Annotated in this window: 15 protein-coding genes; 6 read left to right on the top strand and 9 right to left on the bottom strand. The window is 64.8% G+C overall.

Features of this window, described 5'->3' with window-relative positions; genetic code table 11:
- Positions 1–8: 8 nt before the first annotated feature.
- A complete protein-coding gene (locus RY1_RS06575) occupies positions 9–1,037 on the bottom strand; it encodes an alpha-ketoacid dehydrogenase subunit beta (RefSeq protein WP_072802755.1) in 1,029 nt (342 codons plus the stop codon).
- 3 nt (positions 1,038–1,040) lie between these two features.
- Entirely contained in the window at positions 1,041–2,135 is a 1,095-nt protein-coding gene (gene pdhA, locus RY1_RS06570) for a pyruvate dehydrogenase (acetyl-transferring) E1 component subunit alpha (RefSeq protein ID WP_072802754.1), read from the bottom strand.
- Between the two features lie 210 nt (positions 2,136–2,345).
- Here pdhA and RY1_RS06565 point away from each other — a divergent pair, with 210 nt between their 5' ends.
- The gene (locus RY1_RS06565) at positions 2,346–2,906 is read left to right on the top strand and encodes a TetR/AcrR family transcriptional regulator (protein WP_072803047.1); all 561 of its coding nucleotides are present in this window, start codon (positions 2,346–2,348) and stop codon (positions 2,904–2,906) included.
- A gap of 112 nt (positions 2,907–3,018) precedes the next feature.
- Positions 3,019–4,035, top strand: a complete 1,017-nt coding sequence (locus tag RY1_RS06560; protein WP_072802753.1) for an SDR family NAD(P)-dependent oxidoreductase — start codon at positions 3,019–3,021, stop codon at positions 4,033–4,035.
- Between the two features lie 13 nt (positions 4,036–4,048).
- Here RY1_RS06560 and RY1_RS06555 read toward each other — a convergent pair whose 3' ends face one another.
- The gene (locus tag RY1_RS06555; RefSeq protein ID WP_072802752.1) at positions 4,049–4,504 is read right to left on the bottom strand and encodes a carboxymuconolactone decarboxylase family protein; all 456 of its coding nucleotides are present in this window, start codon (positions 4,502–4,504) and stop codon (positions 4,049–4,051) included.
- A 47-nt stretch (positions 4,505–4,551) separates the two neighbouring features.
- Here RY1_RS06555 and pdxR point away from each other — a divergent pair, with 47 nt between their 5' ends.
- Positions 4,552–5,964, top strand: a complete 1,413-nt coding sequence (pdxR, locus tag RY1_RS06550) for a MocR-like pyridoxine biosynthesis transcription factor PdxR (protein ID WP_072802751.1) — start codon at positions 4,552–4,554, stop codon at positions 5,962–5,964.
- Here pdxR and RY1_RS06545 read toward each other — a convergent pair.
- Positions 5,930–6,910 (bottom strand): alpha/beta hydrolase, encoded by a 981-nt coding sequence (locus RY1_RS06545; protein WP_072802750.1) that lies wholly within the window; start codon positions 6,908–6,910, stop codon positions 5,930–5,932. The two genes, pdxR and RY1_RS06545, sit on opposite strands and share 35 nt — an antisense overlap.
- Positions 6,911–7,082: 172 nt before the next feature.
- Here RY1_RS06545 and RY1_RS06540 point away from each other — a divergent pair, with 172 nt between their 5' ends.
- Positions 7,083–7,955, top strand: a complete 873-nt coding sequence (locus RY1_RS06540) for an LLM class F420-dependent oxidoreductase (RefSeq protein WP_072802749.1) — start codon at positions 7,083–7,085, stop codon at positions 7,953–7,955.
- Between the two features lie 100 nt (positions 7,956–8,055).
- On the opposite strand, the gene RY1_RS06535 is transcribed toward RY1_RS06540, so the two are convergent.
- The 5 genes from RY1_RS06535 to RY1_RS06515 form a co-directional block, all read right to left on the bottom strand.
- Positions 8,056–8,787, bottom strand: a complete 732-nt coding sequence (locus RY1_RS06535; RefSeq protein WP_072802748.1) for an SDR family NAD(P)-dependent oxidoreductase — start codon at positions 8,785–8,787, stop codon at positions 8,056–8,058.
- On the bottom strand, positions 8,784–9,806 hold the full coding sequence (locus RY1_RS06530; protein ID WP_072802747.1) for a phosphotransferase family protein: 1,023 nt from the start codon (positions 9,804–9,806) through the stop codon (positions 8,784–8,786). Before RY1_RS06530 ends, RY1_RS06535 begins: the two co-directional genes overlap by 4 nt.
- Positions 9,803–11,038 carry an acyl-CoA dehydrogenase family protein gene (locus RY1_RS06525; protein ID WP_072803046.1) on the bottom strand — a complete coding sequence of 412 codons (1,236 nt, stop codon included), beginning with the start codon at positions 11,036–11,038 and terminating at the stop codon, positions 9,803–9,805. Before RY1_RS06525 ends, RY1_RS06530 begins: the two co-directional genes overlap by 4 nt.
- Positions 11,039–11,128: 90 nt before the next feature.
- Positions 11,129–11,587, bottom strand: coding sequence for an NUDIX hydrolase (locus tag RY1_RS06520; RefSeq protein WP_072802746.1), 459 nt, complete (start codon positions 11,585–11,587; stop codon positions 11,129–11,131).
- A 245-nt stretch (positions 11,588–11,832) separates the two neighbouring features.
- A complete protein-coding gene (locus tag RY1_RS06515; RefSeq protein WP_072802745.1) occupies positions 11,833–12,759 on the bottom strand; it encodes an NAD-dependent epimerase/dehydratase family protein in 927 nt (308 codons plus the stop codon).
- A 138-nt stretch (positions 12,760–12,897) separates the two neighbouring features.
- Between RY1_RS06515 and RY1_RS06510 the strand changes: the two genes are divergently transcribed.
- The gene (locus RY1_RS06510; RefSeq protein WP_072802744.1) at positions 12,898–14,139 is read left to right on the top strand and encodes an ATP-grasp domain-containing protein; all 1,242 of its coding nucleotides are present in this window, start codon (positions 12,898–12,900) and stop codon (positions 14,137–14,139) included.
- Positions 14,136–16,157 carry a hypothetical protein gene (locus tag RY1_RS06505; protein ID WP_442972250.1) on the top strand — a complete coding sequence of 674 codons (2,022 nt, stop codon included), beginning with the start codon at positions 14,136–14,138 and terminating at the stop codon, positions 16,155–16,157. Before RY1_RS06510 ends, RY1_RS06505 begins: the two co-directional genes overlap by 4 nt.
- Positions 16,158–16,161 lie beyond the last annotated feature (4 nt).

The raw sequence follows: 16,161 nt of genomic DNA, 5'->3' as shown, positions 1-16,161 counted from the left end.
TTGAGCTCCTATCGAGCGTCGATGGTTCGGTCTACGGCGTCGAGGATCCGGTCGGCATCGGGGAGGAAGTGCTCCTCCAGCTTCGCCGGCGGGTACGGGATGGTGAAGCCGCCGACTCGCTGGATCGGAGCCTCCAGGTGATAGAAGCACTGGTCCTGCACCCTGGCCGCGATCTCCGCACCGATTCCCATGAACGTCGATGCCTCGTGGGTCACCACCAACCGCCCCGTCTTACGGACCGACGCCGCGATCGTGTCCATGTCCAGCGGTGACAGGGAGCGCAGATCGATCACCTCGATCGAACGACCCTCGCCCGCAGCGATGTCCGCTGCCTGAAGCGCGGTCGTGACCAAGGGACCGTATGTGACGACGGTCGCGTCGATCCCCTCACGCACCACCCTGGCCTTGTGCAGTGGATAGGCGTTCTCGATCGAGGCCGCCACGTCGACCTCGCCCTTCTGCCAGTAACGACGCTTCGGCTCGAAGAACAGAACCGGGTCGTCCGACGCGATCGCCTGCCGGATCATGGCGTTGGCGTCGGCCGCATTGCTGCAGGTGACGACGCGTAGGCCTGCCGTCTGCGCGAAGTAGCCCTCCGGTGATTCCGAATGATGCTCCACTGCACCGATTCCGCCGCCGTAGGGAACGCGGATGGTGATGGGCATCTTGACGTTGCCGCTCGTGCGGTAGTGCAGTTTCGCCACCTGCGAGACGATCTGGTCGAACGCCGGGTAGATGAAACCGTCGAACTGGATTTCACAGACCGGGCGGTATCCACGCATGGCGAGTCCCACTGCCATGCCGATGATTCCGGATTCTGCGAGTGGGGTGTCGACGACACGCGTCGGGCCGAATTCTTTCTGCAGGCCGTCGGTGATGCGGAAGACGCCGCCGAGCTTGCCGATGTCCTCGCCGAGGAGGACGACCTTCGGGTCGTCTTCGAGTGCGCGCGCGAGTCCGGCGTTGAGCGCCTTACCCAGTGGGAGCGTCTTCACCGTCGAGGGCGCCGCTGTGGGGGCAGCAAGTGTTGCGGTCATGGCTCAGGCTCCTTCGAATCCGGCGAGGTACGCGGCGTAGTTGTCACGTTCTTCGTCGATGAGCGGATGATTCTCGGAATAGACGTTGTCGAACAACGACATCGGGGTCGGCTCGACGGTGCCGAGGCACCCTCGTCTGAGCTCGGCTGCGGTCTCGTCCGCACGCAGTTGAACTCGTTGGACGAACTCGTGATCCATCGCGCCCTCGTGCTCGAGCAGCAGGCCGATGCGATCGATCGGATCCTTCAGCTTCCATTCGTGATCGAGCGAGGCAGGCCGGTAACGCGTCGGATCGTCGGAAGTGGTGTGTGGACCCATGCGGTAGGTGACGGCTTCGATGAGCGTGGGTCCGCCGCCCGCGCGGGCTCGCGCCAACGCCGTTCTGGTAGCGGCGAGGACGGCGAGAACGTCGTTTCCGTCCACCCGCAGTGCCGGAACTCCGAATCCGCGTCCACGTTCGGCGATGGTGATGTGTGTCTGCAGTGTCACGGGTTCGGAAATGGCGAACTGGTTGTTCTGGCAGAAGAACACGACGGGCGCACCGAAACTGGCGGCGAATCCGAACGCTTCCGAGATGTCGCCCTGGCTCGTCGCTCCGTCGCCGAAGTACGTGATGGCAGCGCTGTCGGCTCCGTCGAACTTCAGGCCGAGTCCGTATCCCGTTGCGTGCAGCGCTTGCGCGCCGACGATGATGGCGGGGGTCGTCATGTTGTATTCGTATGGATTCCAGCCGGACTGGGTCGATCCGCGCCAGAATCTCAACATCTCGGTCGGATCGACTCCGCGGCAATAGGCCACCCCGTGCTCGCGGTAACTCGCGAACACGAAGTCGTCGGACCTCAACGCTCGTGCGGATCCGACCTGCGCCGCCTCCTGGCCGAGCAGTGGCGCCCAGAGACCGAGTTCCCCCTGGCGCTGCAGGGCCGTCGCCTCGGCATCGATCCGCCGTACGACCACGAGATCTTCGTAGAGATCCATGAGCTTCGAGGTGGTGATGTCTGCGACGAGGTCACTGAACTCCGAGGGCTCGGTCCGGTGGCCCTCGGGCGTGACGAGCTGCACGAGCGAGTCGGTGTTCGTCGAAATTGCGGGGTCCATGTCGCCCTCCCAGAAGGTTGCACTGTTACACAAGACACAACCAACAATCATCATAAAGAGCAATAGGCGATAGCATTTCGGAGCAATATGCACACTATCCGGTAACGAAGACGTGCTGATCTCGAGCGCATTGACTCATTTCGGTGAGCGCGTCCCAGCGTGCGTGTGAGAGCGAGACGCCGCGAAGTCCTGGTCTACGATCGAGACATCATGGTGCGTCGATCAGGCTCGGAAACGCGCGAGGCCATCGCTGTCGCCGCACGCCGATTGTTCGGCGAACACGGTTATGCCGCAACATCGGTACGCGATATCGCCGCCCTGGCCTCGGCCGACCCGGCATTGGTCATCCGCCATTTCGAGAGCAAAGAGCTGCTGTTTCTCGAGACCATGACGGTACCCCTGAATGCCGAGCCTCAGCTCGACGTTCCCGTCGAGCGACTCGGCGCCACGTTGGTCGATTACGTCACGAGTACCGATCAGTCGGTACGGGTTGTCTACCTGGCGCTCGTGCGCGGAAGTTCGGTGAGCGCGATCGCCGACAAGCTGCGATCGGTTCACGAGGATCTGTTCGTGGCGCCCGTCCGAGAGCGCCTGGCGACGACCATGGATCTCGGGGTCGCCGACCTGCGCGCCCGCACAGCGGGTTCGGTTCTGGCCGGTCTGCTCTACTCGATGTGGGTCGTCGAAGACGCCGTCATCCGGGACTCGAGTCCCGCCGAGTTGCATGCCGTCTACGGACCGCTGCTTCAGCAGGCACTGACCCCTCGCTGACAGCCCCCGAGTCGCGCCGAGAAATTCCTGCAGTTCTGCCGTCGGATACACCGAGTGGGCGTACCCTTCGTCCCGGTCAACTTAGTTGACAAACCGACACAGGAGACAGTTCATGACTGAAATTGCGCCTATCACCGCAGCGGACACCATCGGAACGTGGCTCGACCATCCACGCGGCGGTGCCGTACTGCGTGAACAGATAGCACAGTGGGGGGCGGACGCCGAGATGCTCGCACCGGCGCGAACGATGCCGCTGCAGCAGCTCGTGGACCTCAGCGGCGGTGCACTCACTGCCGAGATGGTCCGGTCACTCGTTCTCGCAGCCAACGACGGAATCGAGCCACCGACCGCGGCGACCGAAGAACGTCGTCCGCGGCAATCGGCACAACGCTTCGACGGACACTGCGTCATCGTGACCGGGGCTGCGTCCGGAATCGGGCGCGCAACGGCAACACGAATCGCAGCCGAAGGCGGAACCGTCGTGGCCGTCGACCTGTCGGCGGACGGGCTGGCCTCACTCGCTGCGGCGGGCGAGGGCGCCCCGGGCAAGATCATCACCGTCACCGCTGATCTGACCACGGAAGCGGGCATTGCTCGCGCCGTCGACGCCACCGACCAGCCCGTCACTGGCCTGGCCAACGTCGCCGGAATCAACGACGATTTCTCGCCCGCTCACGAGGTGACCGACGTCGGCTGGTCCCGCGTGTTCGCCGTCAACGTCGACGCGGTGGTCAAACTGATTCGAGCCGTCGTGCCCACGATGATCGAAGCCCGCAGAGGTTCGATCGTCAACGTCGCCTCCGAGGCCGCCCTGCGTGGATCGGCCGCGGGTATCGCGTACACCGCCTCGAAGCACGCCGTCGTCGGTATCACGCGTAGCTGTGCATTCATGTACGGCGCCAGCGGAATTCGCACCAACGCCGTAGCTCCCGGCGGCGTGTCCACCGGAATGCCCATGCCCGAGCTGTCCGAGTTCGGTCGCACACGCACGGGCCCTCTACTCGCCACCATTCCGTCCATCGCAGCTGCGGATCAGATCGCCGCGTCCATCACGTTCCTGCTGAGCGACGACGGCGTGAACGTCAACGGGGCGATCCTGCCGTCGGACGGTGGATGGTCCGTTCAGTAACTCTCCCCTTCGGTCACCGGGTTGCGTTGTTCACGCCGGGAACCAGGTGCGTCGAGACCCCGATGCGGTTCCAGGCGTTGATCGTGAAGATCTGGGCGAGCAATTGACCGATCTCGTGCTCGTCGAAGTGCTCAGCCACCCGGGCGTACACGTCGTCGGACACACCGCCCTCGGAGACGAGAGTGACCTGCTCGGTCAACGCCAGAACGGCCTGCTCCTTGTCGTCGAAGAAGTTCGTGGCGTCTCGCCAGACCGACACGAGGGCCAACCGCTCTTCGCTCTCGCCCGCCTTGCGCGCGTCCGTGGTGTGCATGTGCAGGCAGAACGCGCACCCGTTGAGCTGGGAGGCGCGGATCTTGATCAGCTCGGCGAGTGCAGGGTCGATACCTTCTCTGCTAGCCACATCGAGCGCGACGAGAGCCTTGCGCGCGGCCGGGGAAGCAGATGCGAAGTTGATTCGTGATGTCATGCCTAAGACGTTACGAGCTCAGGTGACCATGAGTAAGGTTCAATTCCGTGGCTGAATCGAAGGTCAATTCCGGGTTCGATCTTCACGTCGATCTTGCTGCCGGTGGTTCCCGAAAGGCAGCGCTCGGTGCGGCTCTGCGGAACGCCGTTCGGTCCGGCCGGCTGAACCCAGGAACACGACTCCCGTCGTATCGCGCACTCGCACACGATCTCGGAATCGCCCGCAACACCGTCGCCGAGACGTACGCCGAGCTGGTTTCCGAGGGGTGGTTGGAGGCTCGTCAGGGATCGGGAACACGCGTCGCGCATCGGGGTGGGGCGGGCGCAGTGGCGAGCCGATCGGTCGTGCCGCCGCAGATGCGTCCCCGATTCGACTTCCGCCCCGGCCGCCCGGACGCCTCGACCTTCCCTCGATCGGCCTGGCTGTCGGCTGTCCGACGCGCGGTCGATCGGGCTCCGTCCGATGCATTCGGGCCAGGAGATCCGCACGGCCGCATCGAGTTACGGCGGGCGCTCGCCGACTACCTGGCTCGGACGCGTGGGGTCAGGACCGACGCCCGCCGCATCGTGGTGTGCTCGGGATTCTGGCAGGCGGCGACGATCCTGGCCGAATCGGGCATCGCGGGCCCCTTCGCCCTCGAATCGCACGGGCTGCCGTTTCATCGAACGATCTTCGAGAAGTCGGGTCCGACTCTCGCGGTCCCGGTCGACGACAACGGCTGCATCACACAGTCACTCAGCGAGCTCGATGCTCGGACCGTCGTTCTCACCCCCAGCCATCAGTTTCCGACCGGCGTCTCCCTCGATCCGAAGCGCCGGATCGCCGCCGTCGAGTGGGCTCGGGAGAGAAGCGGTCTCGTCGTCGAGGACGACTACGACGGTGAGTTCCGGTACGACCGTCTTCCCGTCGGGGCGATGCAGAGCCTCGACCCGGACTGCGTGCTGTACGTCGGATCGGTATCGAAGAGCCTGTCACCCGGAATCAGAGTCGGATGGATGGCGGTACCCGAGCGATGGCTCGATCCGATTCTCGCGGCAAAGGGCGTGCGTGAATCGACCGTCGGCGTGATCGATCAGTTGACGCTTGCGGAGATGATCACCTCCGGTGCCTACGACCGGCACGTTCGCGCGATGCGAAACAAGTACCGCGCACGACGCGATGTGCTTGCGGCGGCCGTGCGTGGCCGGGTGCCGCATATCGGAACGCTGGGCATTTCCGCTGGGCTGCAGGCGGTTCTGACGCTGCCCGACGGCTCGGAGCGCTCCGTTCTCCGTGCAGCGGGTGACGCCGGGATCGCGCTGGAAGGGCTGTCGATGTTCCGTCATCCCGCGGCGGTGGGGCCCGTCCGAGACGGCATCGTCGTCGGATTCGCGGCTCCGAGCGACCGCTCGTATTCTCAGGCGGTCGACGCGCTGATGTCGGTGCTCACTGCCCGAGCCCCAGCCCTGCGGCGAGAGTAGGCCAGCTCTTCGGCAACTGATCGACCCAGTATGCCCAGGAATGTGTACCGACGCTACCGAAGTCGAATGTCGCCGGGATCGACAACTGACGCAGTCGGTCGTCGAGGCTGTGCGTGCAGTAGTTCGATCCGACCTCGATTGCGCCACCGACCACTACGATGTTCCAGTCCTCGGCGGTCTCGAAGTTCTCGTGCGGCCCCGGCAATCCGCTTCCGACCGAGACATAGATCGCCTTGTCGCGCAGGCTTTCCGCCCGAGCGAGTACGTCGTGCGCCGCCCAGTCCGGGTCCAACGGTCCACCGAACATGTTGTTCGCATCGCCGCCGAACGCCGAGACGATCGCCCGCATGCTCGATTGCCCGAGCGCATCTGCCGCCACGAAACAACCGCTGTACGCAGCGACGGCCGAATACAACGCCGGATTCCTCGACGCCAACATCATCGCGGACTGCGCTCCCATCGACAGACCCGCGACACCGTTGCGTCCGTTGCCGTCGAACTCGGCGTCGATCAGCGGCGGGAGCTCCTGCGTCAGAAAGGTTTCCCACCGATAGCGTCCCAGCGTGGGGTCATCACGCTGCCAGTCCGCGTAGAAGCTACCCGGGCCGGCCAACGGCAGGACGACGTTGACATCCTTGTCCGCGAAGAACTCCGCGGCTCGGCCCTTTCGAAGCCACATACTGTTCGACGGGTCCTCCTCGCCGATTCCGCTCAGCATGTACAGCGACGGCCGCGGGCCCTTCTTCACCGCAGGCGTCAGCACCTGGACATCGATGGTGCGATCCATACTGGGCGAGTAGACGACAATCTTCGTCGCAGTGTCGCTCGCGACCTCGATGCGCTCGAGGGTGGCCGTTTCCGGCTGCGCTCGCGCCGTCCCGATCGCCGCAGAGCTCCCCACGACGAGAACTGAGCAGATCACCATCAGTCGACGCCACTGGATCATCGAACCCCCACCCGACAGGCGGCTCCGACGACCGCGCCCCACGGGAGTGTTGCACAAAGATGCGCTCGCACCGGCGTGTTCTTCGAATACACACGCTACGTCACCTGCACGCGCCGAAGGTAGTACCAGCAATCCCTGGGTAGCCGGCGCCGAAGTGCCTACCGTTGAGGCCATGGAACTTGGACTGCACATCGCCGACTTCACCTTCCCCGACGGGCCGAGCGCCCTCGCCGACGACCTGGCCCGCATCGCCGTCACTGCCGAGGACGTCGGATTCGCGAAGATCAGCGTCATGGATCACCTCTGGCAGATCGCACCCGTGGGGCCGGTCGACACCGACATGCTGGAGGCGTACACGACGCTCGGTTATCTGGCTGCGGTCACGAAGAAGGTCGACCTGCTGGCCTGGGTCACCGCAACGGTCTACCGTGAGCCCGGCCTGCTCGCGAAGGCCGTCACGACACTCGACGTCCTGTCCAAGGGGCGCGCGTACCTCGGCATCGGGGCAGCGTGGAACGAGGACGAAAGCGTCGGACTCGGGTTGCACTTCCCGCCGACGGCAGAGCGGTTCGAACGTCTGGAAGAGACGCTGCAGATCGTCCTGCAGATGTGGAGCGACAACGACGGGCCGTTCGAGGGCACCCACTATCGACTCGGGCGCACGATGAACGTCCCGCAACCGTTGCGGCGTCCGCACCCACCGATCCTCATCGGTGGTGGAGGCGAAAAGAAGACGTTGCGTCTCGTGGCGCAGTACGCCCAAGCGTGCAACGTGTTCGGCGGACCCGAGGTGGCGCACAAACTGGAGGTTTTGAAGCGTCACTGCGACGACCTCGGCACCGACTACGACGCCATCGAGAAGACCGTCATGTTCCCGCTCGCCCCCGGCGCGGACGGAGCGAATGTCGACGAGATCCTCGGACAACTGGAAGGTCTGTCGAAGCTCGGCGTCTCCCACGTCCACGGTTGGGTGCCCGAGGTTGCGACCATCACGCCCCTCGAGGTCCTCGGGAAGCGGGTGATCCCGGCCATCGCGGAGTGGTGATCGCCGTCCTGCGCCGCCCGTACCCGCCCACTCCCGCATCGCTTGAATGGTGCTTTCATACGATCTGAGCGTATGAATGCACCATTCAAGCGATCGATACTCAAGCCCCCAGGCCCGCCCCGGCCCTGGTGACGACGATGCTGGGAACGACAGCGCGCGAGGACAGTTTCAGAATGCTGGTGGCAAGTTCGACGATGTCGCCGACGCGGATCATCGACTCGGCCGGAATCTTGTCCTTCGTCCAGTCGCTCATGTCGGTGTCGACATAGCCGGGTGCGATGGAGGTGCCGGTGATGCCGCCTGCACTCTCCTCGGCGTTGAGGGTGTCGACGAGCGAGAGCATCGCGGCCTTGGTGGCACCGTAGACGGCGAGCCCGGACTCCGAGTAGACCCCGGCCAACGACGCAAGTGCGATCACCTTCGCACCGCGTGCGGGATCGGCCTCGGCGACCAGGCGGAGCAGCGGAATCGAGTTCTGCAATATCTGAAACGGGGCGCGGAAGTTGACGTCGAGCGTCTTGTCGAATCGGCGCATGGGATAGTCGGCGATGGAACCTGCCGTTCCCACACCGGCATTGAGTACCAGTGCGTCCATTGACCCGAACTGCTCGCCGTGCGCGGCAACGATCGTGTCCGCGGCATCCCGGTCGGCGAGATCGACTGCGACCGCGGCGACCTGAGGCGATCCGGCCGCCGACAGCTCCCGCGCGACGGCGTTCAGCGTCTCCGGATCTCGTGCGGTGATCGTCAGTCCATACCCCAGTTCGGCAAGACGCGTGGCGATTCCGAGGCCGATACCGCGTGAACCGCCGGTGACGAGTGCAGATCTCATCGCTTTCCTTCCATTGCCCGTAACCCTGCTGCCATGAACTCGTGCGTGGCCTCGGCGGCACGCGCGGCGCCCGAGCCCGAATCGGACCCTGCCAGAGCACGATGCGTGATGCCTTCGCCGATGACACCGAGCTTGAAGTTCGCCAACGCAATGTAGAAGTCCCAGTGCGAGAGCTCGATCCCCGATTCGCGGCTGTACATCTCGGCGAGGGTCTCGGCCGACGGATAACGGTCACTGGTCCATGCGGCAGGGACACCGAGAACGTCGTCGAATATCGGCTGGCGATACACGCACATCAGCGCGACGTCGGTCAGCGGATCACCCAACGTAGACATCTCCCAGTCCACCACTGCAGCAACCGAACTCGGATCGTTCGTATCGAGAATCACGTTGTCCACGCGATAGTCGCCATGAACGATCGCCGACGCCGATGACGTCGGAATCGCCTTCTCGAGCTTGTCTCGGAGAGTGTCGACATCTGCCAGGTCCCGCGTCTTGACGCGTTCCCACTGCCGAGCCCAGGTCTTGACCTGCCGCCCGACGAAACCGTCCGGCCTACCGAAACTTCCGAGACCGACCGCCTCGTAGTCGACGCTGTGCAACCGGACGAGAACGCGGATCAGTTCCTCGGCGTTACCGGCGATGTCCGCGTCGGACAGGCTTTCCAGATCGTCACGCGTTCGGATGACTCGACCGGGGTCGAACTCGACGATCGTCGTGGGAGCACCCAGTACCGTGCCCTCGGCGTCGAACGCGATGGTCGTCGCCACTGGAACGTCGGTGGACTGAAGGCCACTCGTCACCGCCCACTCGCGGGCCATGTCGTGCGCCGACGGCGTGAGGCCACTTGTCGGCGGCCGACGAACGACCCACGCGGATCTCTCGTCGAACGCCTTGAACGTCAGGTTCGATCGTCCACCGCTGATCATCTCCACGCGCAGGTCACCGTGCAGTTCGACGCCACTGTCGGTGAGAAATCGCGCCAGCGCGGGGGTGTTCATGCCCGGAAGTTCGGTCATTTCGTGCCCTCGTGAACGCCCTCGTGAGCAGCGTCACGGGCAGCCTTCTTGGCGGCGCCGACGACACGCTTGGCGATGGCCCACCGATGAACCTCGGACGGGCCGTCGTACACCCGGAACGGACGCACTTCGCGGGACAGGCGCGCGAGCGGAAGGTCGTCGGAGACTCCGAGTCCGCCGCACATCTGGATGCTTCGATCGACGATGCGGAAAATCGCTTCGGCCGCATAGGTTTTGGCGATGGATGTCTCGTTGCTCGCATGCGAGCCCTGATCCAGCACGAAGCAGGCCTGCACCAGAAGAGCACGCGTCGCCGCGATGTCTATCTCGTTGTCGGCGACCATCTTCTGAATCATACCGAGATCGCCGAGCGTGGACCCGAAACCCTCGCGCCGAGCCACATGCGCGACGGCAATGTCGTGGCCGCGCCGCGCGGCACCGAGCCAGCGCATCACGTGCGTCATACGTGCGGGTCCGAGGCGGACCTGGGCGTAGGAGAATCCCTCGTCGACGGCACCGAGCACGTTCTCGTCGGGGACGAAGACGCTGTCGAAGAAGACCTCGCAGTGCCCGCCGATCATCGCCTTGTCGAGGGTGCCGATGTGGCGGCCGACCTTGATTCCGGCGGTGTCCGCGGGCGCGAGGAACATCGTCGCGCCGCCGCGATCACCCGGCTTGCCGGACGTGCGGGCCATGATGATGAAGAAGCCTGCGCCGTCGGCGCCGGTGATGAACCATTTGTGGCCGTCGATCTTCCAGCCGCCGTCGACCTTCACCGCTGCTGTCGTCAAAGCGGACGGGTCCGATCCGGCGCCGGGGGCAGGCTCGGTCATCGCGAATGCCGAGCGCACGTCACCGGACGCGAGCGGCGCGAGGAACTGCTGCTTCTGGGCCACCGACGCGATGTGGGCGAGCATGTGCACGTTGCCCTCGTCGGGAGCTCCGATATTGAGCGCAGTCGGGCCGAACAGCGAATAGCCGCCCTCCTCGAACAGCGGCGCCCGGTCGCTCATGTTCAGTCCCGCGCCGCCGTACTCGATGGGCGCATGCGGTGCGAACACACCTGCAGCCTTGGCTGCGGCCTGCATCGACACCCGCAGCTCGTCGCCGCCCGCCTCCTCGATGTTGCCGAGGAAGCGGTCCTCGATCGGCAGGACCTCCTCTCGCACGAAGGACCGTGTCTTGTCGATCAGAGCCTGAACGTCGGGCGAGTAGGTCAGATCGATGGCCACGTGCATTCTCCTCGGTTTCACAGCGACCGAGCGATCGATCGGTCGGTGACTGAACTGTGGCACGAGTTTCGCCCGTCCGTCAAGGTGTGGCTACGCCAGCCCCCGCCCGACAAGCTCGTCGATCAGCACCGATTGTGCCGCGAGCAGTTTGATCCGTGCGTCGTCCAGCGAGAACCACTCGATGCGGTCGACCTCCGGAAACGACTGCATCTTCCCCGATCTCGGTGGCCATTCCATCTCGAAGGTATTGCTGACCGCGCTCTCGGCGTCGTAGTCCGCCTCCACGGCGAACACGGTGACGACCTTTCCGGCCTTCTGGGTGATCACGTTCAGCAGGAACGGATCGCCGACGACGTCGAGCCCGGTTTCCTCGCGAAATTCACGCTTCGCCGCATCCAGCGGTTCCTCGTCGATGTATTCGCCCTTGACGACCGACCACGCCCCGTCGTCCTTGCGTGCCCAGTACGGGCCGCCCGGGTGCGCGATCAGGACCTCGACGACACCGCCGCGTCGTCGATAGGGCAACAAACCTGCACTCTGCTTCGGCACCCGAGAAGCATGTCAGGTCTTCTCCCCCGATCGGGGGACACCCGATTCATCCGCCCATGGCCCACCTGGTGGACATCTTTCCTGCGCGTACTCGGACACAGTTGTTTCAGACGCAGTCGTTTCAGACGCAGTTGCTTCAGATGACAGGGCACCTTCCCGCACTTGATTGCCGCTTACCACCCGATCGGTAGCGGACCCCGGCGGCGCGTTCTCCACGGAGAGCGCGCCGCCGGCTCGGCGACCGGCTAGGTACGCTGCGCAGCAACGAGATCGGCGACGCCATCGTCGATCGATACCGTCGGCGTCCACCCGAGATCGGTTGCGGCGCCGTCGGTGGACATGGTGCGCGCGTTCATCACGTACGCGTCCGGGCCGCTTCCCTGCTCGATCGAGACCCCGGGAACAACGGACGCAACCGCTTTCGCGATACCCACGAAGGTCGGAGCGCCGGGCCCGGTGACGTTGTACGCGTGTACACCGCTGTTGTTCACCTTCTCCCGAGGCGCCGCGAACGCGGCGTCCAGTCCCGTGCAGACATCGTCGATGTGCACCCAGGGCAACGGCAGATCCGCGCCCTCGTGCAACACGATGACTCCGGAATCCGTTGCTTGCCCGATCATCTCGGTGATACCGCAGTACGTCGTTCGGCGCGGGCCGTAGACGATCGACACTCGCAGAGCCACCGCGTCGAGATCGAACTCGTCGATGTACGCGCGCATCATCGCCTCGCTGGCGACCTTGGACGAGCCGTACGGCTCGCTGGCGAGCAGCACATCGGTCTCCACGCACGCACGCGTCAACGACCGCTGTTCCCAGGCCTTTCCGTACACCGAACTCGACGAGAGCAGGACCACGCGACCAGGCAGGGACGCATGCCTGGCCGCGTCGAACAATCCGACGGTGCCCGCGACGTTGACGGCCGTCACCAGTGCGGGGTTCTCGTTCGCGACGTGGGGGCCGGAGATGCCGCCGCCGTGGAGGATATCGGTGATGGAGTGCTCGGCGAGAACGCGCTCCAGCGCCGCGGAGTCGCGGACGTCGGCTTCGATGTGCGGCCACGGCCCCGGAGCAGGCCCTACATCGATGCCGACGACGTCGTGCCCGCGCGCAGCAGCGTATGCCGCGAAATTCCGTCCGATGAAACCGCTGACACCCGTGACGAGAAGCCTCATCGGCCGAGAGTACGCCAGCAGTGCCGGTTCACAGGGCGTACTCGGCTACGGGGATACGCCCCCCACGGCATCGAATCGACCCCTCTGTACGGTGGAAATACGACCTGACCCGAGAAAAGCCGAAGGAAAGGACCGCCTATGCCGCAGCCCACACGCCTGGAGAAGAATCCGGAGAAGGGCTACGTCGCACTACTGGGCTGGAGCCTGGCCGCAGTGGAAGCTCTGGACGCATTCGACCGTCGCTACCTGGTGGTAGCCCCCGAATGGGCCGAGCCGTACTGCACCGAACACGACATTCCGTACCTGCCGTGGAACTTCGAACGACTCAACGATCGGTCGCTGGAGATCGCCGAGACGCTGCAGGACGAAGGCGTCGACGTCGCGATCCCGCTGTACGAGGAAACCGTCGAATGGGCGGGTGCCATCAACTCCGTGTTGCTCGGCAATCCGCGACTGTTCGGCCAGGCCATGTTGCTGCGTGACAAGTCGCTCATGAAACGGCGCGCCCAGCTGGGTGGCATCCGGGTCGGCATCTTCGAGGAAGCCCACGACCGCGAGGACGTCATCCGGTTTCTGCGCCGGGTCAACCAGACACTGCTCAAGCTCGACGGCGACCCGAACGATCCGATTCACTTGAAGGCCTTCGACAAAGCCGGCTGCCTCGGACATCGCGTCATCCGAACTCCCGACGAGGTCGATTCCATCCCGGACGACGAATTCCCGGTGCTGATGGAATCTCACCTCGACGGTTGGGAATTCGCGGTCGAGGCATGGATCCACAACGGAAAGATCAAGTTCCTCAACATCTCCGAGTACGTGACGCTCGGATACTCGGTCTTCGTTCCGGCGACGCCGGAGCTCGAGAAGTATCGGCCCGCGATCACCGCCCAGATCGAGAAGCTGATCAAGACGTTCGACATCGAGTTCGGCTTCATCCACCCCGAGTACTTCGTCACGAGTGACGGTGAAATGTACTTCGGCGAGGTCGCGTATCGACCGCCGGGCTTCAAGGTGTTCGAACTGTTGGAGCGCTCCTATGGATTCAACGCCTACCAGGGCCTTGCGCTGGCGTTCGATCCGAAGACCACCGAGGAAGAGATCGACGCGTTCTTCCCCGAGGAAGTCGTCGGTGCATCGGGAGTGGCCGGATGCTTCGGTGTCTACCCACGCCGACGCGTCGTCAGTCATCTGGAAATCCCCACGCAGACAGCCGAACACGACTATTACGAGACCAACGATCTGTCTGCGCCGGTCGAGGAGACCGTCACCAAACGGACGGCGTTCGGCACGCACTGGGGTCTGCTGTACTTCTTCGGCGAAGACCCCTACACGATGCGTGACCTGCTCAAGCAACAGGAAGAACTGGACTTCTACGTGTGAGGCAGGATCTCGGGGACGACCGACACGGACCGTCGCAAACGCTGGATGCGTCGGTCGACCAGGCACTGGTCACACGCCTGTCGCAGCTCGATCATGCCGTCGACGCGTTGGCGGGTGCCCCCGAATTCTCCAAGGGCACCAAGGTGCGACGAGTACTCGACGCGCTGCATCGAGTACTGCTGCAACGAGGTGGTTGCGCGGCCGTTCGTGACCGTGCCGCCGCGCTGGACGAGGCCGGGCTCTTCCTCGGCACCGACTGGGCGCAACCGGACATCCTCGTGCCCGCCTTCGTCGGGCCGTCGCTGCGCAGCGGGATGATCGACACGGTGGTGCTCGAAGCCACCAGCGAACTGCGGCTGGTTGCGATCGCCGCAGGCGAGTACACCCACGAGGCGATCAGCGCCGAGGACGCGAAGCGATTTCTGTCGCAGATACTCGCGATGAACCTCGAAGCGCTGTTCTCGGCCCCGTCGGAAGCCGAACGCGTCCGCCTCGGCCGGGTCGCACACCTGATTCGCGATCTCTTCGGTTACGTTGCCGAGCAGATCGGCTACGACAGCGTGCTGGGCGAACTCGGTGAGGAGATCTGGCGAGTGCTGCGTCAGCGCCCGATCCAGGTCGACCAGATCAAAGCGATGGTGACGCGCATCGCGGTCTACCGCGAGGATCCCGACGTCGACCTCGGCGCATCCGGCCAGGGCCTCGACCGCCTGATCTCCGCACTGTTCGGACCCACCGAGGCATGCAGGGAAGACCCCGGCGTGGTCGTCTACCGCTCGCGGCTCGACGTCATGGACACCGAGGGCCTGGAATTCGAAGCCCGTGGTTTCGCCCGGGCGATGCACGACACCGGACTCGTCTCGCCGTATCACGCGACCCTCGTCCGGTTCCTGATCGAGAACAACCCCTACCTGCTGGGCGAAGCGCTCGGTGTGTCGGAGACCGGTCGAACGTGCCTGCAGCGATACACGGAACTGGTGCACACGTTGATCGTGGTGGCCGTGCACCCGGAATCGGCACAATGCCTCTACGGCCTCGCGCTGATGCTCGACCGGGGCATCCTGCACCAACCACCGATCGTGCCCTCGCTGTGGCGCCAACTGTCGCTGCAGCTGGCCCCCGACGTGCAGCAACGGCTGCGGGACGCGTTCGGCTCCACGCCCGACCCCGCGGCACGCCTGCTCGGCGGCCTGCTGTCGATGCTCGGGCAGCCTCTCGGCGTCGGCCAGGGCGACAACCCGACCTGCCAATCTGCGCGTGCGCTGTCGATGTGGGCCTACAACGATCCCGACTACCTGCTGCAGATGGTCGTCTGGGCAGCCCGCGACGACGAGATCGTCATGCACTTCGAGGGCCAACCAATCTCGTCGAACGACAGCGAGGGCGGGGTCGCAAGCGCGACGCCGATCGACCTCGATCCTCTCTCACAGCTCCTCGTGCCGCATCTGGACCGGATATACGCGGAAATGGGTCGGCGGTGCGCGGGTCGGCCGGGTGATCCGCACCGATGGGTCAATCCCGAGTTCCACGGCTGGTGGTCGGCTCGCGGATTCCACATCGACGTCGACGTGGAGACCGGCAATCTCATCGATCTCGACGACTTCATCCGGCAGTTCCACGCGTCGTATCACCCCGCCTACAACGGTGGCCAACCGCTGATCCACCCGCAACCGGCCGGGGTGGCGGTCACCGACAGCGCCGCCAGGTACGTCGGCTGGCACGCCATCACCATTCTGCGTGCGGCCCCGGATCCCGACGGTGTCATGCGCGTGTTCTTCTTCAACCCGAACAACGACAGCGGCCAGGACTGGGGCGACGGCGTCGTCGTCGGAACGGCTGGGAACGGCGAGCGCGCAGGGGAAGGTTCGCTGCCGTTCGAGGAGTTCGTCTCACGTCTGTACATCTTCCACACCGACCCGCTCGAGAACGGCGAGCCGGAACTGGTCCCCGCCGAGGCCGTCGAACGGGTCCTCGGGTTCGTCCGGCGCAGCTGGGGCGCCGACCGGATGCCCGAGTAATCGG

Source organism: Rhodococcus yunnanensis NBRC 103083, assembly GCF_001895005.1.
In the GTDB taxonomy this organism is placed as follows: domain Bacteria; phylum Actinomycetota; class Actinomycetes; order Mycobacteriales; family Mycobacteriaceae; genus Rhodococcoides; species Rhodococcoides yunnanense.
The sequence above is the reverse complement of the archived record's forward strand: the minus strand, read 5'-3'. Positions and strand labels throughout refer to the sequence as shown.

Coding starts and splice junctions, on each gene's coding strand:
- RY1_RS06575 (WP_072802755.1), bottom strand. CDS start 1,037: ATGACCGCAACACTTGCTGCCCCCACAGCGGCGCCCTCGACGGTGAAG.
- RY1_RS06510 (WP_072802744.1), top strand. CDS start 12,898: ATGCCGCAGCCCACACGCCTGGAGAAGAATCCGGAGAAGGGCTACGTC.
- RY1_RS06515 (WP_072802745.1), bottom strand. CDS start 12,759: ATGAGGCTTCTCGTCACGGGTGTCAGCGGTTTCATCGGACGGAATTTC.
- RY1_RS06540 (WP_072802749.1), top strand. CDS start 7,083: ATGGAACTTGGACTGCACATCGCCGACTTCACCTTCCCCGACGGGCCG.
- RY1_RS06545 (WP_072802750.1), bottom strand. CDS start 6,910: ATGATCCAGTGGCGTCGACTGATGGTGATCTGCTCAGTTCTCGTCGTG.
- RY1_RS06565 (WP_072803047.1), top strand. CDS start 2,346: ATGGTGCGTCGATCAGGCTCGGAAACGCGCGAGGCCATCGCTGTCGCC.
- RY1_RS06535 (WP_072802748.1), bottom strand. CDS start 8,787: ATGAGATCTGCACTCGTCACCGGCGGTTCACGCGGTATCGGCCTCGGA.
- RY1_RS06530 (WP_072802747.1), bottom strand. CDS start 9,806: ATGACCGAACTTCCGGGCATGAACACCCCCGCGCTGGCGCGATTTCTC.
- pdhA (WP_072802754.1), bottom strand. CDS start 2,135: ATGGACCCCGCAATTTCGACGAACACCGACTCGCTCGTGCAGCTCGTC.
- RY1_RS06555 (WP_072802752.1), bottom strand. CDS start 4,504: ATGACATCACGAATCAACTTCGCATCTGCTTCCCCGGCCGCGCGCAAG.
- RY1_RS06560 (WP_072802753.1), top strand. CDS start 3,019: ATGACTGAAATTGCGCCTATCACCGCAGCGGACACCATCGGAACGTGG.